This window comes from Streptomyces sp. NL15-2K, assembly GCF_030551255.1.
In the GTDB taxonomy this organism is placed as follows: Bacteria; Actinomycetota; Actinomycetes; order Streptomycetales; family Streptomycetaceae; genus Streptomyces.
In genome coordinates, this window is record NZ_CP130630.1 from 8,382,418 (window position 1) to 8,403,864 (window position 21,447).

Sequence of the window (21,447 nt, forward strand, 5' to 3'; positions counted from 1 at the left end):
GCCAGGTAACTCCGCACTCGAGCCCGCGTCCAGAGGTTGTCGGCCCCTCCTTGTGGCTTCCCTGCGCGAGTGGCGAGAATTCACATTCCGGCAACGTGGGCCCGTACCATCGCGCCATGGCAAAGGCACCCGTTCTCACACCCCGGGCGGACGATTTCCCGCGCTGGTACCAGGATCTGATCAACAAGGCCGAACTGGCCGACAACGGTCCGGTGCGCGGCACCATGGTGATCCGACCGTACGGGTACGGGTTGTGGGAGCGGATGCAGGCCGAGATGGACGCCCGCATCAAGGAGACGGGCACACAGAACGCGTACTTCCCGCTGCTGATCCCGCAGTCGTACCTCACGCGCGAGGCGGACCACGTCGAGGGCTTCGCGCCGGAGCTCGCGGTCGTCACGCACGGCGGCGGCAAGGAGCTGGAGGAGGCGGCGGTGGTCCGCCCCACCTCCGAGATGATCATCAACGACTACTTCTCGAAGTGGGTGCAGAGCTACCGCGACCTGCCGCTGCTGATCAACCAGTGGGCGAACGTGGTGCGTTGGGAGCTCAGGCCGCGGCTCTTCCTGCGTACGACCGAATTCCTCTGGCAGGAGGGCCACACGGCGCACGCCACACGGGAGGAGGCGCGCGACTTCGCCGCGCACATCCACCGCGAGGTCTACGAGGACTTCATGGTGAACGTCCTCGCGATGGACGTCGTCCCCGGCCGCAAGACCGTCAAGGAGCGGTTCGCCGGCGCCATCAACACCCTCACCCTCGAAGGCATGATGGGCGACGGCAAGGCGCTCCAGATGGCCACCAGCCACGAGCTGGGCCAGAACTTCGCCAAGGCCTTCAACACCCAGTACCTGTCGAAGGACGGCACGCAGGAACTGGTGTGGCAGACCTCCTGGGGCTCCACGACCCGCATGATCGGCGCCCTGGTGATGATGCACGGTGACGACAACGGCCTCCGTGTCCCGCCGCGCCTCGCGCAGACCCAGGTCGTCGTCCTCGCGATCAAGGGCGACGATGCGGTTCTGGCCAAGGTCCGCGAGATCGGCGACCAGCTGAAGGCGGCCGGCCTCCGCGTCCACGTCGACGACCGCACCGACACCCCGTTCGGTCGCCGAGCCGTCGACTGGGAGCTCAAGGGCGTGCCCGTACGGATCGAGGTCGGGCCCCGTGACCTGGAGAACGGCACGGCGATGCTGGCGCGGCGCATCCCTGGGGGCAAGGAGCCGGTGTCGCTGGACGCCCTCGTCGGTCTCCTCCCCGACGTTCTCGAAGAGGACCAGGCGCTGCTGCTGGCCCAGTCCCGGGAACGCCGCGAATCCCGTACGTCCGACGTGTCGACGATCGACGAGGCGGTCGAGGCCGCCACCGCCGGTCGCTGGGCGCGCGTTCCGTGGGCGGAGCTCGGCGAAGAAGGCGAGGCCAGGCTGGGTGAGCACGCGGTGACCGTACGGTGTCTGGTCGCGGAGGACGGGGCGGTGCCCGACGCCGACGACGCGCCCGGTAACGTCGCGGTCGTGGCGCGCGCTTACTGAGGTGACGCCCTTCCGGTGCCAGAGCGACCGAAAGGCCTCTTGCGCATCCGCCGACCACAGCCGCACCGGCGCGTGGACAGGGTCTACGCGCTGGGGCGTACGTCAGGCTACGCACCACCTTGATACGAGCTGCGAGGCTTCTCCGCAGATCAGCGCACCCGCCCTCGTCAGGACGCATCAGCGGCAACTGACGGGTACGTGCAAAATTATTTGGGATGCCCCGGAATCGGAACACTGGGGCACCCCGGCTCGTTGTCATTACGTGAGCACGACACAGACACCACCTGTTCTCGCCGCAGAGCTGGCACAGGCGTGGGCCGACATTCAGCGGTACCACCCCGAGCTGCCAGACCTTGCCGCGCCAGAATCCCTGATCGGGGAGTCGTCGTCCGCGTGCGGTCACGAGCTCTCCTTCGAGCGACTGCTTCACGAGGCAGTCCATGGCATCGCCGCCTCGCGCGGCATTCGCGACACCTCCCGTGCCGGCCGCTACCACAACCGCAGATTCCTCGCCATCGCCGAGGAGCTGGGCCTGGACCACCCCGAGGAGCCGCACCCCAGCAGCGGCTTCTCGCTGGTCACGCTCACCCCCGAGGCGAAGCGGCGCTACCGCCCGACCATCGAGCGCCTCCAGCGCGCCCTCAAGGCCCACACGGCGGCGACCGCCGCCGACACGGCACGTTCCTTCCGCGGCCCGGCCGCCAGACACGGCTCCTCCGGCGGTGGTGTCCGCGTCAAGGCGGTCTGCGACTGCGGCCGCAATGTGCGCGTCGTCCCGTCGGTCCTGGCCCAGGCGCCGATCGTGTGCGGCGGCTGCGGAAAGCCGTTCCGAATCCCGGAGGTCGTGGGCGCGGCGGCGAGCTGACTGCCTTCCCGGCATCTCGTGGGTGCCGGATGAGCAGAGCGGGTGTGCCGTTGCGGTCGACTCGGACAGCTGCGGGCAGTCGTGCCGCTGGGGCACGGGTGGGCGCAGCGGCACCCCGTCGGCGCCGGGTTGCGCAACGCCCCGACGGCACCCGAAACGCCGGGTGCCCCTCAAGCCTGCCCAGCCCCACGCCCCTCGGTCCAAGACGACCCGCAGGGTATGGCAGAATGGCTAGCTGTACTCGACAGCCGCACAGGAACCCTCTCGCCTCCGGCTGACGCGTCCATCGGGCACTCGGGTACCGCAACCCCACGCGGCCATCTCGCCGTGCCCAACCACGTCAAATCCAGGAGAACCCACTCCCGTGGCAGTCAAGATCAAGCTGAAGCGTCTGGGCAAGATCCGTTCGCCTCACTACCGCATCGTCGTCGCCGACTCCCGCACGCGCCGTGACGGCCGTGCGATCGAGGAGATCGGCCTGTACCACCCGGTGCAGAACCCCTCGCGCATCGAGGTCAACGCCGACCGCGTGGCGTACTGGCTCTCCGTCGGCGCCCAGCCGACCGAGCCCGTGCTCGCCATCCTCAAGAAGACCGGCGACTGGCAGAAGTTCAAGGGCGAGCCCGCCCCGGCTCCGCTGCTGCAGCCGGCCGAGAAGGCCGTGCGCCCGTCGTTCGAGGCTCTCGGGGGCGACGACGAGGGCAAGGGTGAGGCGATCACCCAGAAGAAGAAGGCCGAGAAGAAGGACGAGGCCGCGGCTGAGTCGTCTTCGTCTGAGTCGACCGGGGCCTGAGCATGCTCGAGGAGGCTCTCGAGCACCTCGTGAAGGGCATCGTCGACAACCCTGACGATGTGCAGGTCGCCTCGCGCAACCTGCGTCGCGGGCGTGTGCTGGAGGTCAGGGTCCACCCCGACGACCTCGGTAAGGTGATCGGTCGCAACGGCCGCACCGCACGCGCTCTGCGCACCGTCGTGGGCGCCATCGGCGGCCGCGGTGTCCGCGTCGACCTCGTCGACGTCGACCACGTCCGCTGACGCCATACGCAGCACCGGCTCGGGCCGGGGAGGGCCACTGGGCCGTCCCCGGCCCGAAGTCGTATGACAGGCCGAAGTCGTATGACAGGAGATCAAGCACAGTGCAGCTCGTAGTCGCACGGGTCGGCCGCGCCCACGGCATCAAGGGCGAGGTCAACGTCGAGGTCCGCACCGACGAGCCGGAAGTCAGGCTCGCCCCGGGCGCCGTCCTGCTCACGGACCCCGCCTCGACGGGCCCGCTCACCATCGAGACCGGCCGCGTCCACAGCGGCCGGCTGCTCCTGCGCTTCGAGGGCGTTCGTGACCGCAACGCCGCCGAGGCCCTTCGCAACACCCTCCTGATCGCGGAGGTGGACCCGGAGGAGTTGCCGGAGGAAGAGGACGAGTACTACGACCACCAGCTCATGGATCTCGACGTCGTGACCAAGGACGGCGTGGAGGTGGGCCGGATCACCGAGATCTCGCACCTGCCCTCCCAGGACCTCTTCATCGTCGAGCGGCCCGACGGGAGCGAGGTCATGATCCCGTTCGTCCAGGAGATCGTCACCGAGATCGACCTGGAGGAGCAGCGGGCGGTCATCGACCCGCCGCCGGGACTGATCGACGACCAGGCTGCCCGCGACGAAGTCGCTGATGGACACAGTGATTCCTCCAGGATCGATTCCTCCAGGGACGACAGCGCATGAGGCTCGACGTCGTCACGATCTTCCCCGAGTACCTGGAGCCGCTGAACGTCTCCCTGGTCGGCAAGGCACGCGCGCGTGGACAGCTGAACGTCCATGTGCACGACCTGCGCGGCTGGACCTACGACCGCCACAACACCGTCGACGACACCCCCTACGGCGGCGGTCCCGGGATGGTCATGAAGACCGAGCCCTGGGGGGACGCGCTGGACTCCGTCCTGGCGGACGGCTACGAGACGGGCTCCCACCGGCCCGCCCTGATCGTCCCCACCCCCAGCGGCCGCCCCTTCACCCAGGAACTCGCCGTCGAACTCTCCGAGCGTCCCTGGCTGATCTTCGCGCCGGCCCGCTACGAGGGAATCGACCGCCGTGTCATCGACGAGTACGCGACCCGGATGCCGGTCTACGAGGTGTCCATCGGTGACTACGTCCTCGCCGGCGGCGAGGCGGCCGTACTCGTCGTCACGGAGGCCGTGGCGCGGCTGCTGCCCGGCGTCCTGGGCAACGCCGAGTCGCACCGGGACGACTCCTTCGCGCCCGGCGCCATGGCCAACCTCCTGGAGGGGCCCGTCTACACCAAGCCGCCCCAGTGGCGCGGCCGGGAGATCCCGGACGTGCTGCTCAGCGGTCACCACGGCAAGATCGCGCGCTGGCGCCGGGACGAGGCGCTGAAGCGTACGACCGCCAACCGGCCCGACCTGATAGAGCGCTGCGACCCCAAGGTCTTCGACAAGAAGGACCGCGAGATGCTCTCCATCCTGGGCTGGGCGCCGGACCCGGCGGGGGAGCCGTACGGTCGATTTTGGCGCAGGACCCAGGACGTGGAAGAATAGGCCGCTGCTGTGCGCCGTCCGGCGTGCGCCCCTGCCACAGGGGGACACGACGCCCGCCCCGACGCCACGGCTCTCCTTTTTCGAACACCTAGTTGCCGCTGATGACCTGTGGCATCAGCGAAGAAAGCAGACGAAATGTCTCACCTGCTCGACTCCGTCGACGCCGCGTCGCTGCGCAGCGACGTTCCGGCCTTCCGCCCGGGCGACACCGTCAACGTCCACGTCCGCGTCATCGAGGGCAACCGCTCCCGTGTGCAGCAGTTCAAGGGCGTGGTCATCCGCCGCCAGGGCGCCGGTGTCCGTGAGAGCTTCACGGTCCGCAAGGTCTCCTTCTCCGTCGGCGTCGAGCGCACCTTCCCGGTGCACACCCCGATCGTCGAGAAGATCGAGCTCGTCACCAAGGGCGACGTGCGCCGCGCCAAGCTGTACTACCTGCGCGAGCTGCGCGGCAAGGCCGCGAAGATCAAGGAGAAGCGCGAGAACTGAGCGCTTTTCGGTGGTCACAGCGGGGCCGGATAGCATCTGGCCCCGATGGACACCGAAGCACAGCCGACGGAGCGCGACCGCTCCTCCAGCCCTTCCGATGCCGAGGAGATCTCGGACACAGGGGGACCGGAGGGCCGGTCGCGTTTGTCGTTGGTGTCGTGGGCCGCCGAGTGGCTCCCCGGCGGGCGGATCACCTTGAGCCTGCTGGTTTTCCTGATGTTCCTGCTGCTGCTCAGCAACTTCGTGCTGCAGCCGTTCCAGATTCCCAGCGGATCCATGGAGCGCGGATTGAGGATCGGCGACCGCGTTCTCGTAAATAAGTTGGCGTACCGTTTCGGTGCCGAGCCGCGGCGCGGCGATGTTGTCGTGTTCGACGGAACTGGGTATTTCGGGGACGCGGACTACATCAAACGCGTTGTGGGTGTGGGGGGCGACCACGTGGTCTGCTGTGACAAGGAGGGGAGGATCGAGGTGAACGGCCGGTCGGTCGACGAGTCGACGTTCCTGTACCCCGGCGACAGCCCGTCCACGGTGCCCTTCGACGTCGTCGTGCCCCAGGGCACCCTCTTCGTCCTCGGCGACCATCGCAGCGACTCCAGCGACTCCCGCGACCATCTGGGCTCACCCGGCGGCGGCATGATCCCCGTCGACGACGTCATCGGACGGGCCGACTGGATCGTCTGGCCCGTCGGCCACTTCACCCGCATCCACGGCCCCGGCGCCTACGCGCGTGTGCCCAGCGTCCCGGAGGCGAAGCCCCCAAGAGCGGTGGGCGCCCATGGGTAGCCGTGGCAAACCGCGAGGTGCGTCCAACGCGGCCGACAATCTGCTGCCCACCGGTGCCCGGCGGGCAGCCGCCGGTCCGGGCGCAGGGCGCAGCCGTGCCGAGCGGCGCAAGCTCCAGCGCAAGGTCAAGCGGCGGCGCAGGCGCAGCGCGATGAAGGAGATACCCCTCCTCGTCGGCGTCGCGGTCCTCATAGCCCTCGTCCTGAAGACCTTCCTCGTCCAGGCGTTCGTGATCCCGTCCGGCTCCATGGAGCAGACGATCCAGATCGGCGACCGGGTCCTGGTCGACAAGTTCACCCCGTGGTTCGGCTCCAAGCCGCAGCGCGGGGACGTCGTCGTCTTCAAGGACCCCGGCGGCTGGCTCCAGGACGAGCAGCCCACCACGCAGCAGGACGACCCGATCGTCGTCAAGCAGGTCAAGGAGGCGCTCACCTTCATCGGCCTGCTGCCGTCGGACAACGAGAAAGACCTCATCAAGCGGGTCGTCGGTGTCGGCGGCGACCGCGTCAAGTGCTGTGACACGCAGGGGCGCGTCACCGTCAACGGCGTACCCCTGAACGAGGACTATCTGTATCCCGGCAACGCCCCGTCCATACAACCGTTCGAGATTACCGTCCCGGCGGGCCGGCTGTGGGTGATGGGCGACCACCGATCCAACTCCGCGGACTCCCGCTCGCACCAGGACACCGACTACGGCGGCACGGTCTCCGAGGACTCCGTGGTCGGACGGGCCATGGTCATCGCCTGGCCCTTCGGCCACTGGACCACCCTGGAGGAGCCGAAAACCTATGCTTCCGTGTCCGACTCGGGGCCTGGGACGACCGCGTCTCCCCAGCTGTCGCTTAGGGTTGCTCCCGACGATCCGAACGGAACGATCCACCTCCCGAGCCCTGCGGAACTGCCGCTCGTTATGGGAGTGGTGGGCCTGCGCCGGACATGGGGCAGGCGGCGGCACAGAGTAAGGAGTTGGCGTGGGGGATGTGGCGGTTGGCGCACGGTCCGGACACGACGGCGAGGAGCACGGCGGACGCCCCGTGGAATCAGCCGTTCCGGCCGCGGACAGCGCTGTGACCTCCGGGAATGACTCCGGGGCGGCCGAGGACGGCACGGCGAGGGGCGACGGCCCCGGGACGGACGGTCCCGGGGACCACGGGCCCGGAGGGCCGGGCGGTTCGTCCTCCCAGCCGAAGAAGCCGCGCTCCTTCTGGAAGGAGCTGCCCATCCTGATCGGCATCGCCCTGGTGCTGGCGCTGCTGATCAAGACCTTCCTGGTGCAGGCGTTCTCCATCCCGTCCGACTCGATGCAGAACACCCTTCAGCAGGGTGACCGCGTCCTGGTCGACAAGCTCACCCCCTGGTTCGGCTCCGAGCCGGAGCGCGGCGAGGTCGTCGTCTTCCACGACCCCGACGACTGGCTGGCGGGCGAGCCGACGACCAACCCGAACGCGGTGCAGACGTTCCTCAGCTGGATCGGCCTGATGCCGTCCCCGTCGGAGAAGGACCTGATCAAGCGGGTCATCGGCGTCGGCGGCGACACCGTCTCGTGCAAGGGCACCGGCCCGCTGATGGTCAACGGCAAGGCGCTCGACGAGAAGTCGTACATCTACCCCGGCAACACGCCGTGCAGTGTCGACGACCAGGGCGGCCAGTTCACGGTGAAGGTCCCCAAGGGCTCCATCTGGGTCATGGGTGACCACCGGCAGAACTCGCGCGACTCGCGCTACAACCAGTCGGACGAGCACAAGGGCATGGTCCCGGTGGACGAGGTCGTGGGCCGCGCCATCGTCAAGGCCTGGCCGATCAACCGCTGGGACACCCTGCCGGTCCCCGACACCTTCGACCAGTCCGGCCTGAACAACCAGGCGTCCGCCGACCTGACGGTCGCGCCCCAGGGACTCGTCTTCGCCGGTGTCGTGCCGGTGGCGTTGTGGCGTCGTAGGAAGATCTCGGCCGCCGAGACACGCTGAGCGGACGTCTCCTGTGGTCAAGGCTCGTTAAACCCTCGTGCGGCTTGTGACCTTGGCCGGTCCGGAAGGGCTGACCGGGTCAGGTACCGCCGGGTAGGGTGCGGAGCCATGGGTGGCGAGAGCACGACGCGTACGGCCCCGCGCAGCGGCGGCACAGGCATGGGCCCGGTGGGCAGCCGGACCGGACAGCGACTGTCCGGACTGGCCGTCGCGCTGGGCCTTGTGCTGTTCCTCGGGGGATTCGCCTGGGGAGCGGTGATCTACCGGCCGTACACCGTGCCCACCGGCTCGATGACGCCCACGATCGACGCCGGCGACCGGGTGCTGGCCCAGCGCGTGGACGGTGACGAGGTGCGCCGCGGTGACGTCGTGGTCTTCAAGGACACGAGCTGGGTGACCAACGCTGCCGTCGTCAAGCGTGTGGTCGCCGTCGGCGGCGACACGGTGTCCTGTTGCACCGACGGCAAGCTGACCGTCAACGGCACGAAGATCGACGAACCGTATCTGCCCGAGGGAAGCGCCGCCGAGATCACGAACTTCCCGACCGTGACGGTGCCCAAGGGCCGGCTGTTCCTGCTGGGCGACGAGCGCCAGGGTTCCCTCGATTCCACCGCCCACCTGACGGACGCCGCGCGCGGCACCGTCTCGATCGGTGCCGTCACCGGCCGGGTGGACGCCGTGGTGTGGCCCATGAACGGCATGCTCAAGCGGCCGACGGGCTTCGAGACCCTCGGGGCGCTGTCCTCGCCGGGACCGCTGCGTACGATCGGCGCGCTGATCGTCGTCGGGGCCGCGCTGGTCCTCGGCGGCGGAGCGTACGGCCCGATCGCCAAGCGGCTGGGCGGCCGCTCCCGGACGCGTACGGAGCTCGCCGGTGCCCGCTGAGGCGGACTCGTACGCGGGCGGGTTGCGCAGGGTCGCCCGGGTGGTGCTGCTGGACCCCGAGGACCGCATCCTGCTGCTGCATGGCCATGAGCCGGACGATCCGGCCGACGACTGGTGGTTCACGCCAGGGGGCGGCGTGGAGGGCGACGAGAGTCGTGAAGAGGCCGCGCTCAGGGAACTCGCGGAGGAGACCGGCATCACCGAGGTCGAACTCGGCCCGGTGCTGTGGCGGCGGATGTGCTCCTTCCCGTTCGCGGGCCGCCGGTGGGATCAGGACGAGTGGTACTACCTGGCCCGTACGGCCCGTACGGCCCGTACGATCCGGCCGCAGCCGCAGGCGGCGGGCCTGACCGAACTGGAGCGGCGCAGTGTCGCCGGAGCACGCTGGTGGACGTGTCAGGAACTGACCCGGGCACATGAGACGGTGTATCCGACCAGACTCGCCGAGCTGCTGAGCAGGCTGCTCGACGAAGGTCCCCCGGCCGGGCCCGTGACCTTGGACACCGAAATCGTCTAGAGGCTCACGGGACTGGCGCACAATGGGGGGATCGCACGGCTGAAGGGGAACATGCCATGAGCGCCGAGGACCTCGAGAAGTACGAGACCGAGATGGAGCTCAAGCTCTATCGGGAGTACCGCGATGTCGTCGGTCTGTTCAAGTACGTGATCGAGACCGAACGGCGCTTCTACCTGACCAACGACTACGAGATGCAGGTGCACTCGGTCCAGGGTGAGGTGTTCTTCGAGGTGTCCATGGCGGATGCCTGGGTGTGGGACATGTACCGGCCGGCTCGCTTCGTGAAGCAGGTGAGGGTACTCACATTCAAGGACGTGAACATCGAGGAGCTGAACAAGAGCGATCTGGAGTTGCCGGGTGGATGAATGCCCCCGCAAGGGTGACGAGGTTTTCCACAACCGCTGAGTAGTCCACCAAGATCCACTTCATGCGGTCGGATGCGTGACGGTTGGCGCCGGAGGTGGTGCCGACATGAACGCTCATCTGGCACGCAGTGCACTCGGCAAGTACGGCGAGACGCTGGCCGCGCGGCGGCTGGTCGAGGCCGGGATGACGGTCCTGGAGCGCAACTGGCGCTGCGGCAGGACCGGAGAGATCGACATCGTGGCCCGGGACGGCGACGTCCTGGTCGTCTGCGAGGTCAAGACACGCCGCGCGGGTGCCTTCGAGCATCCGATGGCCGCGGTGACCCCGGAGAAGGCTGAGCGGCTGCGGGGCCTGGCCGAACGCTGGATCCACGCCCACGGAGGGGCACCGCCGGGAGGCGTCCGCATCGATCTGGTCGGTGTGGTCCTGCCCCCGCGCGGGGCGGCCGTGGTCGAGCACGTGCGGGGGGTGGCCTGAGATGGGTTTCGCACGTACGTGCGCGGTGGCGCTGGTGGGCGTCGAGGGCGTGGTGGTCGAGGTCCAGGCCGACCTGGAACCGGGGGTCGCGGCGTTCACGCTGGTGGGGCTGCCGGACAAGAGCCTGACGGAGAGCCGGGACCGAGTGCGGGCCGCGGTGGTCAATTCCGGGGCCGAGTGGCCGCAGAAGAAGCTGACGGTGGGACTCAGTCCGGCGTCCGTGCCCAAGGCCGGTTCGGGTTTCGATCTCGCCGTCGCCTGTGCCGTCCTCGGCGCCGCCGAGCGGATCGATCCCCGGGTGCTGGCCGACATCGTGATGATCGGCGAGCTGGGCCTCGACGGACGGGTACGGCCGGTTCGGGGCATCCTCCCGGCGGTGCTGGCCGCGGCCGACGCCGGCTACGAGCAGGTGGTGGTGCCCGAGTGCGCCGCCGCCGAGGCGTCCCTGGTGCCAGGCGTGTCCGTCCTGGGGGTGCGCAGCCTGCGGCAGCTGATCGCGGTCCTCGCGGACGAACCCGTGCCCGAGGAGGAGCCGGACGAGGCGGGCCGTCCCGACCCGCTCCTCGCCGGACTGCGGGTGCCGGGCACGGGCGCGGCCACGGGCATGCACAGCCTGGGCGCCGCCCAGCTCGACCACGGCCACGACCTCGCCGACGTCGTGGGCCAGCTCTCGGCCCGCACGGCGGTGGAGGTCGCCGCGGCGGGCGGACACCACCTGTTCCTGGAGGGGCCGCCCGGCGCCGGGAAGACGATGCTCGCGGAGCGGCTGCCCGCCATCCTGCCCCGGCTCGGCCGGGAGGAGTCCCTGGAAGTCACGGCGGTGCACTCGGTGGCGGGCCTGCTGCCCCCCGGAAAGCCGCTGATCGACGTCGCCCCCTACTGCGCCCCGCACCACTCGGCGACGATGCAGGCACTGGTCGGCGGCGGCCCCGGCATCGCCCGGCCCGGGGCGGTGTCGCTGTCCCACCGGGGCGTTCTCTTTCTGGACGAGACGCCGGAGTTCAACAGCCAGGCCCTGGACGCCCTCCGGCAGCCCCTGGAAGCGGGGCACGTCGTCATCGCCCGCAGCGCGGGTGTCGTGCGCTTCCCGGCGAAGTTCCTGATGGTGCTCGCGGCCAACCCCTGCCCTTGCGGCCGCTTCTCCCAGACGAGTGACCTGTGCGAGTGCCCGCCCTCCGCGGTCCGCCGCTATCAGGCCAGGCTGTCCGGCCCGCTGCTCGACCGGGTCGACCTGCGCGTCGAGGTGGACCGCCTCACGCGCGCCGCGCTGACCGAGCGCGGCGCCCGGGGCGAGTCGACGGCGGCGGTGGCCGAACGGGTCCGGGAGGCGAGGGAACGAGCGGCGAACCGCCTGGTGGGCACCCCGTGGCGGACGAACAGCGAGATCCCGGGACGTGAGCTGCGCAGCCGCTGGCATGCCGCGCCCGGCGCCATGGACGAAGCGGAGCGGAACCTGGAGCGGGGTGTGCTGACCGCTCGCGGCCTCGACCGTGTCCTGCGCGTGGCCTGGACCGTCGCCGACCTCGTCGGCCGCGACCGCCCCGACGCGACGGACGTCGCCCTGGCGCTGCAACTGCGTACGGGAGTGCCGCGAGGCGTCCCCATGGCCATCGGGGCGCTGACGTGAACGGCGGCGACGACCCGGACGGCGAACTGCTCGGCCGTGTCTTTCTCGCCCGAGTCATCGAGCCCGGCGACGAGGTCGCCGGACGGTGGGTGCGGGAGTTCGGGGTGGACGAAGTGGTTCGGCGGTTGCGGGAGGGAGGCGTGGCCCTGCCGGGGGTGAGTGACAAGCGGTGGGCGGGGTTGCTGGCCCGGGCCGGGGAGGCCGAGCCGCGGAGGGATCTCGCCGTTGCCCGGGGCGCCGGGGTGCGGTTCGTGCGTCCGGGGGACGGCGAGTGGCCGGGGCAGCTCGACGACCTGGGGGACGCGCGGCCCCTGGGCCTGTGGGTGCGCGGTCGGGCCAGTCTGCGGATGTGGGCGCTGCGGTCCGTGGCCGTCGTGGGCGCCCGCGCCTGCACCGAGTACGGCGCCCACATGGCGGCCACCCTCGCCGCCGGCCTCGCCGAGCGCGGCTGGGTCGTGGTGTCCGGCGGTGCCTACGGGGTCGACGGCGCCGCCCACCGCGGCGCCCTGGGCGCGGGCGGCGCCACCGTCGCCGTCCTGGCCTGCGGCGTCGACCGGCCCTATCCGCGCGGACACACCCAGCTGATCACCAGGATCGCGGAACAGGGACTGGTCGTCGGGGAGCTGCCGCCCGGTGATCACCCGACACCCAGCAGATTCGTGCTGCGGAACCGGGTGATCGCCGCGCTCACCCGGGGCACCGTGGTCGTCGAGGCCGCGTACCGGAGCGGTTCGCTGGTCACGGCGCGTGCGGCACAGCGGTTGGGCCGCCACACGATGGGGGTGCCAGGGCCGGCCACCAGCGGGCTCTCGGCCGGGGTGCACGAGCTGCTGCGCCAGGAGGCGGTGCTGGTCACCGATGCCACGGAGGTCGTCGAGCTGGTCGGCGACATGGGCGAGCTCGCGCCGGAGAGGCGCGGACCCGTGCTGCCGCGCGATCTCCTCGACGCCGCCGCTCGGCGGGTCCTGGCCGCGCTGCCGGGACACCGCGCGGCGGCCGCGGACGAGATCGCATGCGGTGCGCAGACCACCCAGGACGACGCGATCGCGAGACTGTACGAACTCCGATCACTTGGTTACGTCGAACGACACAGCGACGGCTGGAAGTTGACACGCCAGGCGATGATCTCCGCACGGGGCGGTCGACGGGGGAGTTGACCGAGCGTGTTCGGCCGTCCGGGGGAACCCTGACGCCCTTGGGAATTCCGGTAGTTGGCGCGATTCGATGATCACGTAGAGCTACGGATGCGGTGCCGTGGGGCGGCTCGCGGAACACATCCGCGTACGGGTCGAGCATCGTCCTTCGCGCACCGCGACACGTCAGTCACGCTACGCTCACGTGGATTCCGACGCAGACCGGCATCTCGACAAACAGACAGACATCAGACGACAGCTCCCCCAGGCAGCACCACTTCACGGCAGAACGGCACAAGGCGACGAATGCCCCAACACACCTCCGGGTCCGACCGGACGGCGATCCCCTCAGCCGCCCGCGAGGGTGGCAGCGTGCGGCCGCCCGCTCCTTCGACGCTCGACGAGCTGTGGCGGTCGTACAAGGCGACCGGGGACGAGCGGCTGCGCGAGCAGCTGATCCTGCACTACTCACCGCTGGTGAAGTACGTGGCGGGACGCGTGAGCGTGGGGCTGCCGCCCAATGTGGAGCAGGCGGACTTCGTGTCGTCGGGCGTGTTCGGGCTGATCGACGCGATCGAGAAGTTCGACATCGACCGGGAGATCAAGTTCGAGACGTACGCGATCACCCGGATCCGGGGCGCCATGATCGACGAGCTGCGGGCACTGGACTGGATTCCGCGCTCGGTGCGGCAGAAGGCGCGCAACGTCGAGCGGGCGTACGCGACGCTGGAGGCGAAGCTCAGGCGGACACCGTCGGAGGGGGAGGTGGCCGCCGAGATGGGGATCGCGGTGGACGAGCTCCACGCCGTGTTCAGCCAGTTGTCGCTGGCGAACGTGGTGGCCCTGGAGGAGCTGCTGCACTGCGGGGGCGAGGGCGGCGACGGGCTGAGCGTCATGGACACGCTGGAGGACACCGCCGCGGACAACCCGGTCGAGGTGGCGGAGGACCGGGAGCTGCGGCGGTTTCTGGCGCGGGCGATCAACACGCTGCCCGAGCGGGAGAAGACCGTGGTGACGCTGTACTACTACGAGGGGCTCACGCTCGCCGAGATCGGGAACGTGCTGGGGGTGACCGAGAGCCGGGTGAGCCAGATCCACACCAAGTCCGTGCTCCAGTTGCGGGCCAAGCTGGCGAGTTTCGGTCGCTGATGCGGTGGGAGTCACTGCCGTCGGAGGTGGCTCGTCCGTAAAGTGGTTGCGTGCCAAGGATTCGAGCGGCCTCCGTGGCCGAGCACCGGTCGATGCAGCGAGCCGCCCTGCTGGACGCGGCTCGTTCCCTGCTGTCCGAGGGCGGGACGGAGGCGCTGACCTTCCCGGCCCTCGCCGAGCGGACGGGACTCGCCCGCTCGTCCGTGTACGAGTACTTCCGGTCGCGGGCCGCCGTGGTCGAGGAGCTGTGCGAGGTCGACTTCCCGGTCTGGGCGGCGGACGTCTCGGCGGCGATGGAGCGGGCCTCGACGCCGGAGGGCAAAGTCGAGGCGTATGTGCGGCAGCAGTTGGCGTTGGTCGGGGACCGGCGGCACCGGGCCGTGGTGGCGATCTCGGCGAGTGAACTCGATGCGGGGGCTCGGGAGAAGATCCGGGCCGCGCACGGGGGGCTTGTGGCGATGATCGTCGAGGCTTTGGGGGAGATGGGGCACGCGCAGCCTCGGATGGCGGCGATGTTGCTGCAGGGGGTTGTGGACGCGGCTGTGCGGAGGATTGAGCTGGGGGCCGCGGAGGAGCCTTCGGTGATTACGGAGGCGGCGGTGGGGATGGCTTTGCGGGGTGTGCGGGGCTGAGGTTAGCGGGGGGCCGGCGTGGGGTGGGTCACTCGCCCGCGCTCGCGGGGCGCCGCTCTCTGTGGGTCGGGAGCCGCCCCAGCGGCACGACCGCCCGCAGCTACGCCGGATGTGCAGGCTGTACGCGGCTACGTGGCTACCCGGCTATGAAGGCAGCGGTACGCCCAGTACTGGCAGCAACCTCGATGGACCTCGCCGGAGCAGCCACGGTGGTAGCAGTGACAGTGGGTCCAGGTAGGTGTCGCCTCTTCGCAGGCCCCAGTGGACGCACGCGGTCGTGCAGTGCGAACCCGTCGGCTCCGCCGTGCCCACCACTTCGCCCGCCTCCACCTCCTCCCCCTTCTTCACCGACGCCCGCACCGGCTCGTACGTGGTCCGGAGTGGGGGATCGCCCGTTCCCGTCAGCTCCACCGAGACGACCCCCTTTCCCGCAACGCGGCCCGCGAAGGACACCCGGCCCGCCGCCACCGCCCGTACCGGTGTCCCGGGAGCGGCCGCCAGGTCCACGCCCCGGTGGCCGCGGGCGTACGGTGTCGGTGGGGGTTCCCAGGTTCGTAGGACCTGAGGGCGGATACCCACGGGCCAGACGCGGCCGAGGGCCGGTACCGAGGTGTCGGCGCCGGCCGGGGTGAAGGTGAGGGGCCGGCCGCTCGGTCGGAGCACGCAGGTCGTCACCGTCATCGCCACCGCCAGCACCAGCAACAACCCGACACACGCAGCCACGCATCGTTTCGCTCGCATGCGAGAACCGTCCCGCAGCACGCCCGATCATGGCCGGGACCTGTGGACAACTCCCCGGTTGTGGACAGCGGCGTCACCCGCTGCCTCCCGGGTCCCGTACACTTCCTTTGGCGATCCGGGTCACCGGGTCGACTTCGCACGCCCCGACACCAGGCCGGTTCACCGTCCGGTGTCAGCGCTCCTCGGTCCTTTGCGGCACGGCGCACGTGGGCGTCAGGCGCGGGTGCCGTCCGGCACACGCGGCACAACCGAGAACACCAAGGAGAACGGCCATGGCCGTCGTCACGATGCGGGAGCTGCTGGAAAGCGGCGTCCACTTCGGTCACCAGACCCGTCGCTGGAACCCGAAGATGAAGCGATTCATCTTCACCGAGCGCAACGGCATCTACATCATCGACCTGCTCCAGTCGCTGTCGTACATCGACCGCGCCTACGAGTTCGTCAAGGAGACCGTCGCCCACGGCGGCACGGTCATGTTCGTCGGCACGAAGAAGCAGGCGCAGGAGGCCATCGCCGAGCAGGCCACCCGCGTCGGCATGCCCTACGTCAACCAGCGCTGGCTGGGCGGCATGCTCACCAACTTCTCGACCGTCTACAAGCGTCTGCAGCGCCTCAAGGAGCTCGAGCAGATCGACTTCGAGGACGTCGCCGCTTCCGGTCTGACCAAGAAGGAGCTTCTCGTGCTCTCGCGCGAGAAGGCCAAGCTGGAGAAGACCCTCGGTGGTATCCGCGAGATGCAGAAGGTGCCCAGCGCCGTCTGGATCGTGGACACCAAGAAGGAGCACATCGCGGTCGGTGAGGCCCGGAAGCTCAACATCCCGGTCGTCGCCATCCTCGACACCAACTGCGACCCCGACGAGGTCGACTACAAGATCCCGGGCAACGACGACGCGATCCGCTCCGTCACCCTGCTCACCCGTGTGATCGCCGACGCGGTCGCCGAGGGTCTCATCGCCCGCTCCGGTGTCGCCACCGAGGGCAAGGGCGAGAAGGCCGCGGGCGAGCCGCTCGCCGAGTGGGAGCGCGACCTGCTCGAGGGCGAGAAGAAGGCGGACGAGGCGGAGAAGCCGGCCGAGGCCGCTGCTGAGGCTCCGGCTGCCGAGGCCCCTGCCGCCGAGGCCCCCGCCGCTGAGGCCGCTCCGGCCGCCGAGGGCGAGCAGGCCTGACGACCGACCCGTCAGCGGTGACGGCGGGAGCGGTACTGCATCCCACAGCGCCTCCGGCGCGGTGAAGACCGCTCCCGCCGTTCACCCGTAGGTCGGCGGTGCGTCACGGCCGTACCGCTCCATGGAGGCCGCAGACCCCGCAGATCTTCGATCTTCCAGACTTCGAGAAAGATTCTCAGACTCATGGCGAACTACACCGCCGCCGACGTCAAGAAGCTCCGCGAGCTCACCGGCGCCGGCATGATGGACTGCAAGAAGGCGCTGGACGAGGCCGAGGGCAACGTCGAGAAGGCCGTCGAGGCGCTCCGCATCAAGGGCCAGAAGGGCGTCGCCAAGCGCGAGGGCCGCTCCGCCGAGAACGGCGCCGTGGTCTCGATCATCGCCGACGACAACTCCTCCGGCGTCCTCGTCGAGCTGAAGTGCGAGACGGACTTCGTCGCCAAGGGTGACAAGTTCCAGGCCGTCGCCACCACGATCGCCAAGCACGTCGCCAAGGCCGCCCCGGCCGACCTCGAGGCCCTGCTCGCCTCCGAGATCGAGCCCGGCAAGACCGTCCAGGCGTACGTCGACGAGGCCAACGCCAACCTCGGCGAGAAGATCGTCCTGGACCGCTTCGCGCAGTTCGCGGACGGCTTCGTGACGGCGTACATGCACCGCACGATGCCCGACCTGCCCCCGCAGATCGGTGTCCTCGTCGAGCTCGACAAGCCGAACGCCGAGGTCGCCAAGGGCGTCGCCCAGCACATCGCCGCCTTCGCGCCGAAGTACCTCTCCAAGGACGACGTGCCGGCCGACGTCGTCGAGTCCGAGCGCCGCATCGCCGAGGAGACCACCCGCGCCGAGGGCAAGCCCGAGGCCGCGATCGCCAAGATCGTCGAGGGTCGCGTCAACGGCTTCTTCAAGGACGCCACGCTGCTCGGTCAGCCGTACGCGCTCGACAACAAGAAGTCGGTCCAGAAGGTTCTGGACGAGGCCGGTGTCACCCTGAAGCGCTTCACGCGCATCAAGGTCGGCATCTGAGTCCGTACGGCGATCGACGCGCGACCCCGATAGGGTCGTACCAGTCGTCCGCGTACGCCCCCACGCACGCGTGCGTGGGGGACGACAGCAGATCTGACGAGGAGGCCATTGCCGCGCATGGGATGCGAACACCCCACCGGCAATGGCCTTCTTCGCATGTGCACCACGTGAAAGAGGCGGGATCTCCATGACCACCAAGGCCCAGAAGAGCGACGACGGCAAAGTATGCGGCCGGTTTCTGCTGAAGTTGTCCGGAGAGGCCTTCGCCGGTGGCGGCGGCCTGGGCGTGGACCCCGATGTGGTGCACAAGATCGCCCGAGAGATCTCCGCGGTCGTGCGCGACGGCGCCCAGATCGCGGTCGTCATCGGCGGCGGCAACTTCTTCCGCGGCGCCGAACTGCAGCAGCGCGGCATGGACCGTGCCCGCTCCGACTACATGGGCATGCTCGGCACGGTGATGAACTGCCTCGCCCTCCAGGACTTCCTGGAGAAGGAGGGCATCGACAGCCGGGTGCAGACGGCCATCACCATGGGCCAGGTCGCCGAGCCGTACATCCCGCTGCGCGCCGTGCGCCACCTGGAGAAGGGCCGTGTGGTCATCTTCGGCGCCGGTATGGGCATGCCCTACTTCTCCACCGACACCACCGCCGCCCAGCGCGCCCTGGAGATCGACGCCGAGGCGCTGCTGATGGGCAAGAACGGCGTGGACGGGGTCTACGACTCCGACCCGAAGACCAACCCGGACGCGGTCAAGTTCGACTCCCTCGGCTACGGCGAGGTCATCACCCGCGACCTCAAGGTCGCCGACATGACCGCGATCACGCTGTGCCGGGACAACAGGCTCCCGATCCTCGTCTTCGAGCTTCTGGCGGAGGGCAATATCGCGCGCGCCGTCAAGGGTGAGAAGATCGGCACGCTCGTGGGTGACCAGGGCAGCCGGGCCTGACGACCCGGGTACCACCCCGTCCGGGGGACGGACGGGACGGACCCTGACCGGGGGATGGACAATGTCCTGCGGGTCGGGAACCGTGCAGGAAGAAGACGCGACGCAGCCGGCCGCCGCCCCATCAAGGAACCGCAGCCGGGCCTACTCAAGACACGCAGGAGCAAGTGGTGATCGAAGAGACCCTCCTCGAGGCCGAGGAGAAGATGGAGAAGGCCGTCGTGGTCGCCAAGGAGGACTTCGCCGCGATCCGCACCGGCCGTGCGCACCCGGCGATGTTCAACAAGATCGTGGCCGAGTACTACGGCGCCCCGACGCCGATCAACCAGCTGGCCTCGTTCTCCGTGCCGGAGCCGCGCATGGCGGTCGTGACCCCGTTCGACAAGAGCGCGCTGCGCAACATCGAGCAGGCGATCCGCGACTCCGACCTGGGCGTCAATCCGAGCAACGACGGCAACATCATCCGGGTGGTGTTCCCCGAGCTCACCGAGGAGCGCCGCCGCGAGTACATCAAGGTCGCCAAGGGCAAGGCCGAGGACGCCAAGGTGTCCATCCGCGCCGTCCGCCGCAAGGCCAAGGACGCCATCGACAAGCTGATCAAGGACGGCGAGGTAGGCGAGGACGAGGGCCGCCGTGCGGAGAAGGAGCTCGACGACACCACCGCGAAGTACGTCGCCCAGGTGGACGAGCTCCTCAAGCACAAGGAAGCGGAGCTGCTCGAGGTCTGATGAACGACTCTTCCTGGGGGGCCCCGCCCCACACCGGGTACTGGGGGCCCACCGACCAGGGTGCTGCCCCGGCGGGTCCCACGTACGATGCGCATGACGCGCAGCACACTCGCCCCATGCCCATCGTGCCCGACGTACCCGCGCATGGCGGAGACCAGGATGACGACCGGGGGGCCGCTCGGCTGAGCGGCCCCTTGTTCCGCGAGGAGCCTGAGCGGACGCCGCCGTACGACGCGCAGCGGACTCCACCGTACGGCCCGCCGCAGGCCCAGGCCTACGGCCATGACGACACGCCGCGGGCGCGGCCCCACCGGGCGGCGCCGCAGAATCCGGAGCCCATGCCCGACTCCTCGCAGCCGGCGCCCGCGCCGCAGAAGAAGAGCGCGGGCCGGGACCTGAGTGCGGCCATAGGGGTCGGTGTCGGGCTCGGCGCGGTGATCGTCGCGTCCCTGTTCATCGTCAAGGCCGTGTTCGTCGGGGTCATAGCGGTCGCCGTCGTGGTGGGCCTGTGGGAGCTGACCAAGCGGCTGGACGAGCGCAAGGGCATCAAGGTGCCGCTGGTGCCGCTGGCGCTCGGCGGGGCGGCGATGGTGGTCTCCGGTTACGTCCGGGGTGCCGAGGGCGCGTGGGTCGCCATGGCGCTCACCGCGCTGGGCGTCCTGGTCTGGCGCATGACGGAACCGCCGGAGGGCTACCTCAAGGACGTCACGGCGGGCATCTTCGCGGCCTTCTACGTCCCGTTCCTGGCCACGTTCGTCGCCATGATGCTGACCGCCGACGACGGGCATCGGCGCGTGCTGACATTCCTGCTGCTGACGGTCGTGAGCGACACCGGGGCGTACGCCATCGGCTGGCGCTTCGGCAAACACAAGCTCGCTCCGCGCATCAGCCCCGGCAAGACCCGCGAGGGCCTGCTCGGAGCGGTGAGCTTCGCCATGGTGGCGGGCGCCCTGTGCATGCAGTTCCTGATCGACGACGGCATCTGGTGGCAGGGCCTGATCCTCGGCTTCGCCGTCGCGGCCAGCGCCACGCTCGGGGACCTCGGCGAGTCCATGATCAAGCGGGACCTGGGCATCAAGGACATGGGGACGCTGCTGCCGGGGCACGGCGGCATCATGGATCGACTGGATTCGCTGCTGCCCACGGCTCCTGTCGTGTGGCTCCTGCTCGTCGTCTTTGTCGGCTCTGGCTGAGTCGGGAGCACTACCGCGGCGTGGCGACGTCTGCTTCTCGTGATCTTCGTCGGGTCCGGCTGACCGCCGTACCCCCTGGAGCCCCCGCCGCGGCGGGGGCTCCCGTGCGTCCGCGCGCGATGGCCTCCTGGTCCGTCGAGTGGGACGATTCCGGTGTAGGCCCTCAAAGGGGACCGCCCCGGCCCTCGAAGAGGGACGCCCTGGAAGGAGGGCGCGATGTCCGCCATCCGAGAAGTGATCGACGTCGACCGCAGCCCCGACGACGTCTACGCGTATGTCACCGACCCCTCCCACCTGCCGGACTGGCAGCTGAGTGCCGTCTCGGCGGAGCGACTCGACGAGGGTCCGCTGCACACCGGCTCCCGCGTCAAGGTCACCCGGCGCCTCGGCACGCGCGAGATCCCGATGACCGTGGAGTACACCGAGCACGAGCCGCCGTACAGCTGGGGTCTGCGCGGCATCGACGGCCCCGTCAGGCCGCGCGTCCACGGTGAGATCGAGCCGCTCGACGAGGGACGCCGCTCCCGCGTCACGGTGGAGCTCGACTTCGAGGGCCACGGCATGGGCAAGCTGTTCGTACCGCTCGTCGCCCGCCCTCAGGCCCGCAAGGAGCTGCCGCGCGACGAGCAGCTGCTCAAGGACCGGCTGGAGCGGCCGTCCGCCTAGGCCCTGTCGTCAAATTC

The 21,447-nt window shown here is 69.7% G+C and carries 25 protein-coding genes; 24 read left to right on the forward strand and 1 reads right to left on the reverse strand.

What is annotated here, in order from left to right; translation table 11 throughout:
• Positions 1-116 precede the first annotated feature (116 nt).
• The 18 genes from proS to Q4V64_RS37835 all read left to right on the forward strand — a co-directional run bounded on the left by proS (position 117) and on the right by Q4V64_RS37835 (position 14,973).
• A complete protein-coding gene (gene proS / locus Q4V64_RS37750; protein ID WP_124438938.1) occupies positions 117-1,532 on the forward strand; it encodes a proline--tRNA ligase in 1,416 nt (471 codons plus the stop codon).
• A gap of 262 nt (positions 1,533-1,794) precedes the next feature.
• Positions 1,795-2,397 carry a hypothetical protein gene (locus tag Q4V64_RS37755; protein ID WP_095747907.1) on the forward strand — a complete coding sequence of 201 codons (603 nt, stop codon included), beginning with the start codon at positions 1,795-1,797 and terminating at the stop codon, positions 2,395-2,397.
• 364 nt (positions 2,398-2,761) lie between these two features.
• Positions 2,762-3,190, forward strand: coding sequence for a 30S ribosomal protein S16 (rpsP, locus tag Q4V64_RS37760; protein WP_124438937.1), 429 nt, complete (start codon positions 2,762-2,764; stop codon positions 3,188-3,190).
• A 2-nt stretch (positions 3,191-3,192) separates the two neighbouring features.
• Entirely contained in the window at positions 3,193-3,432 is a 240-nt protein-coding gene (locus tag Q4V64_RS37765) for an RNA-binding protein (RefSeq protein WP_003973401.1), read from the forward strand.
• Between the two features lie 101 nt (positions 3,433-3,533).
• On the forward strand, positions 3,534-4,118 hold the full coding sequence (gene rimM, locus Q4V64_RS37770) for a ribosome maturation factor RimM (RefSeq protein ID WP_124438936.1): 585 nt from the start codon (positions 3,534-3,536) through the stop codon (positions 4,116-4,118).
• Entirely contained in the window at positions 4,115-4,948 is an 834-nt protein-coding gene (trmD, locus tag Q4V64_RS37775; protein WP_124438935.1) for a tRNA (guanosine(37)-N1)-methyltransferase TrmD, read from the forward strand. Before rimM ends, trmD begins: the two co-directional genes overlap by 4 nt.
• Positions 4,949-5,083: 135 nt before the next feature.
• Entirely contained in the window at positions 5,084-5,434 is a 351-nt protein-coding gene (gene rplS, locus Q4V64_RS37780) for a 50S ribosomal protein L19 (RefSeq protein ID WP_124438934.1), read from the forward strand.
• Between the two features lie 45 nt (positions 5,435-5,479).
• Positions 5,480-6,220 (forward strand): signal peptidase I, encoded by a 741-nt coding sequence (gene lepB / locus Q4V64_RS37785; RefSeq protein ID WP_124438933.1) that lies wholly within the window; start codon positions 5,480-5,482, stop codon positions 6,218-6,220.
• Positions 6,213-7,304: a signal peptidase I gene (gene lepB / locus Q4V64_RS37790; protein ID WP_124438932.1), complete on the forward strand. Its 1,092-nt coding sequence runs from the start codon at positions 6,213-6,215 to the stop codon at positions 7,302-7,304. Before lepB (Q4V64_RS37785) ends, lepB (Q4V64_RS37790) begins: the two co-directional genes overlap by 8 nt.
• Positions 7,192-8,187: a signal peptidase I gene (gene lepB, locus Q4V64_RS37795; protein ID WP_124438931.1), complete on the forward strand. Its 996-nt coding sequence runs from the start codon at positions 7,192-7,194 to the stop codon at positions 8,185-8,187. The genes lepB (Q4V64_RS37790) and lepB (Q4V64_RS37795) overlap by 113 nt, the downstream gene beginning before the upstream one ends.
• A gap of 108 nt (positions 8,188-8,295) precedes the next feature.
• Positions 8,296-9,072 carry a signal peptidase I gene (gene lepB / locus Q4V64_RS37800; protein WP_124438930.1) on the forward strand — a complete coding sequence of 259 codons (777 nt, stop codon included), beginning with the start codon at positions 8,296-8,298 and terminating at the stop codon, positions 9,070-9,072.
• Complete coding sequence (locus Q4V64_RS37805) at positions 9,062-9,589, forward strand: NUDIX hydrolase (RefSeq protein WP_124438929.1); 528 nt, start codon at positions 9,062-9,064, stop codon at positions 9,587-9,589. The genes lepB (Q4V64_RS37800) and Q4V64_RS37805 overlap by 11 nt, the downstream gene beginning before the upstream one ends.
• 56 nt (positions 9,590-9,645) lie before the next feature.
• Positions 9,646-9,954, forward strand: coding sequence for a DUF2469 domain-containing protein (locus tag Q4V64_RS37810; RefSeq protein ID WP_003965949.1), 309 nt, complete (start codon positions 9,646-9,648; stop codon positions 9,952-9,954).
• A 106-nt stretch (positions 9,955-10,060) separates the two neighbouring features.
• Positions 10,061-10,432: a YraN family protein gene (locus Q4V64_RS37815; protein WP_124438928.1), complete on the forward strand. Its 372-nt coding sequence runs from the start codon at positions 10,061-10,063 to the stop codon at positions 10,430-10,432.
• Between the two features lies 1 nt (position 10,433).
• Positions 10,434-12,059, forward strand: a complete 1,626-nt coding sequence (locus Q4V64_RS37820; RefSeq protein ID WP_124438927.1) for a YifB family Mg chelatase-like AAA ATPase — start codon at positions 10,434-10,436, stop codon at positions 12,057-12,059.
• The gene (gene dprA, locus Q4V64_RS37825; RefSeq protein WP_124438926.1) at positions 12,056-13,216 is read left to right on the forward strand and encodes a DNA-processing protein DprA; all 1,161 of its coding nucleotides are present in this window, start codon (positions 12,056-12,058) and stop codon (positions 13,214-13,216) included. The genes Q4V64_RS37820 and dprA overlap by 4 nt, the downstream gene beginning before the upstream one ends.
• Before the next feature lie 282 nt (positions 13,217-13,498).
• On the forward strand, positions 13,499-14,341 hold the full coding sequence (whiG, locus tag Q4V64_RS37830) for an RNA polymerase sigma factor WhiG (RefSeq protein WP_124438925.1): 843 nt from the start codon (positions 13,499-13,501) through the stop codon (positions 14,339-14,341).
• Between the two features lie 74 nt (positions 14,342-14,415).
• Positions 14,416-14,973 (forward strand): TetR/AcrR family transcriptional regulator, encoded by a 558-nt coding sequence (locus Q4V64_RS37835; protein ID WP_124439098.1) that lies wholly within the window; start codon positions 14,416-14,418, stop codon positions 14,971-14,973.
• A 144-nt stretch (positions 14,974-15,117) separates the two neighbouring features.
• Here Q4V64_RS37835 and Q4V64_RS37840 read toward each other — a convergent pair whose 3' ends face one another.
• A complete protein-coding gene (locus Q4V64_RS37840) occupies positions 15,118-15,654 on the reverse strand; it encodes a M23 family metallopeptidase (RefSeq protein ID WP_253266860.1) in 537 nt (178 codons plus the stop codon).
• Between the two features lie 332 nt (positions 15,655-15,986).
• Between Q4V64_RS37840 and rpsB the strand changes: the two genes are divergently transcribed.
• The 6 genes from rpsB to Q4V64_RS37870 all read left to right on the forward strand — a co-directional run bounded on the left by rpsB (position 15,987) and on the right by Q4V64_RS37870 (position 21,430).
• A complete protein-coding gene (gene rpsB, locus Q4V64_RS37845; protein WP_124438923.1) occupies positions 15,987-16,880 on the forward strand; it encodes a 30S ribosomal protein S2 in 894 nt (297 codons plus the stop codon).
• Positions 16,881-17,063: 183 nt separating this feature from the next.
• Positions 17,064-17,900: a translation elongation factor Ts gene (gene tsf, locus Q4V64_RS37850; protein WP_124438922.1), complete on the forward strand. Its 837-nt coding sequence runs from the start codon at positions 17,064-17,066 to the stop codon at positions 17,898-17,900.
• Between the two features lie 187 nt (positions 17,901-18,087).
• Positions 18,088-18,846, forward strand: a complete 759-nt coding sequence (gene pyrH / locus Q4V64_RS37855) for a UMP kinase (RefSeq protein WP_124438921.1) — start codon at positions 18,088-18,090, stop codon at positions 18,844-18,846.
• Between the two features lie 167 nt (positions 18,847-19,013).
• Positions 19,014-19,571, forward strand: coding sequence for a ribosome recycling factor (gene frr, locus Q4V64_RS37860; RefSeq protein ID WP_124438920.1), 558 nt, complete (start codon positions 19,014-19,016; stop codon positions 19,569-19,571).
• Complete coding sequence (locus Q4V64_RS37865) at positions 19,571-20,764, forward strand: phosphatidate cytidylyltransferase (RefSeq protein WP_124438919.1); 1,194 nt, start codon at positions 19,571-19,573, stop codon at positions 20,762-20,764. Before frr ends, Q4V64_RS37865 begins: the two co-directional genes overlap by 1 nt.
• Positions 20,765-20,980: 216 nt before the next feature.
• Positions 20,981-21,430: an SRPBCC family protein gene (locus tag Q4V64_RS37870; protein ID WP_124438918.1), complete on the forward strand. Its 450-nt coding sequence runs from the start codon at positions 20,981-20,983 to the stop codon at positions 21,428-21,430.
• The last annotated feature ends 17 nt before the right edge of the window (positions 21,431-21,447 follow it).

Excerpts from the sequence above, each read along its gene's own strand:
- Q4V64_RS37815 (WP_124438928.1), top strand. The coding sequence starts at position 10,061 with ATGAACGCTCATCTGGCACGCAGTGCACTCGGCAAGTACGGCGAGACG.
- lepB (WP_124438932.1), top strand. The coding sequence starts at position 6,213 with ATGGGTAGCCGTGGCAAACCGCGAGGTGCGTCCAACGCGGCCGACAAT.
- proS (WP_124438938.1), top strand. The coding sequence starts at position 117 with ATGGCAAAGGCACCCGTTCTCACACCCCGGGCGGACGATTTCCCGCGC.
- rpsB (WP_124438923.1), top strand. The coding sequence starts at position 15,987 with ATGGCCGTCGTCACGATGCGGGAGCTGCTGGAAAGCGGCGTCCACTTC.
- lepB (WP_124438933.1), top strand. The coding sequence starts at position 5,480 with ATGGACACCGAAGCACAGCCGACGGAGCGCGACCGCTCCTCCAGCCCT.
- tsf (WP_124438922.1), top strand. The coding sequence starts at position 17,064 with ATGGCGAACTACACCGCCGCCGACGTCAAGAAGCTCCGCGAGCTCACC.
- whiG (WP_124438925.1), top strand. The coding sequence starts at position 13,499 with ATGCCCCAACACACCTCCGGGTCCGACCGGACGGCGATCCCCTCAGCC.
- Q4V64_RS37870 (WP_124438918.1), top strand. The coding sequence starts at position 20,981 with ATGTCCGCCATCCGAGAAGTGATCGACGTCGACCGCAGCCCCGACGAC.
- Q4V64_RS37765 (WP_003973401.1), top strand. The coding sequence starts at position 3,193 with ATGCTCGAGGAGGCTCTCGAGCACCTCGTGAAGGGCATCGTCGACAAC.
- rplS (WP_124438934.1), top strand. The coding sequence starts at position 5,084 with ATGTCTCACCTGCTCGACTCCGTCGACGCCGCGTCGCTGCGCAGCGAC.
- lepB (WP_124438930.1), top strand. The coding sequence starts at position 8,296 with ATGGGTGGCGAGAGCACGACGCGTACGGCCCCGCGCAGCGGCGGCACA.
- Q4V64_RS37820 (WP_124438927.1), top strand. The coding sequence starts at position 10,434 with ATGGGTTTCGCACGTACGTGCGCGGTGGCGCTGGTGGGCGTCGAGGGC.
- Q4V64_RS37810 (WP_003965949.1), top strand. The coding sequence starts at position 9,646 with ATGAGCGCCGAGGACCTCGAGAAGTACGAGACCGAGATGGAGCTCAAG.
- Q4V64_RS37840 (WP_253266860.1), bottom strand. The coding sequence starts at position 15,654 with ATGACGGTGACGACCTGCGTGCTCCGACCGAGCGGCCGGCCCCTCACC.
- pyrH (WP_124438921.1), top strand. The coding sequence starts at position 18,088 with ATGACCACCAAGGCCCAGAAGAGCGACGACGGCAAAGTATGCGGCCGG.
- Q4V64_RS37865 (WP_124438919.1), top strand. The coding sequence starts at position 19,571 with ATGAACGACTCTTCCTGGGGGGCCCCGCCCCACACCGGGTACTGGGGG.
- trmD (WP_124438935.1), top strand. The coding sequence starts at position 4,115 with ATGAGGCTCGACGTCGTCACGATCTTCCCCGAGTACCTGGAGCCGCTG.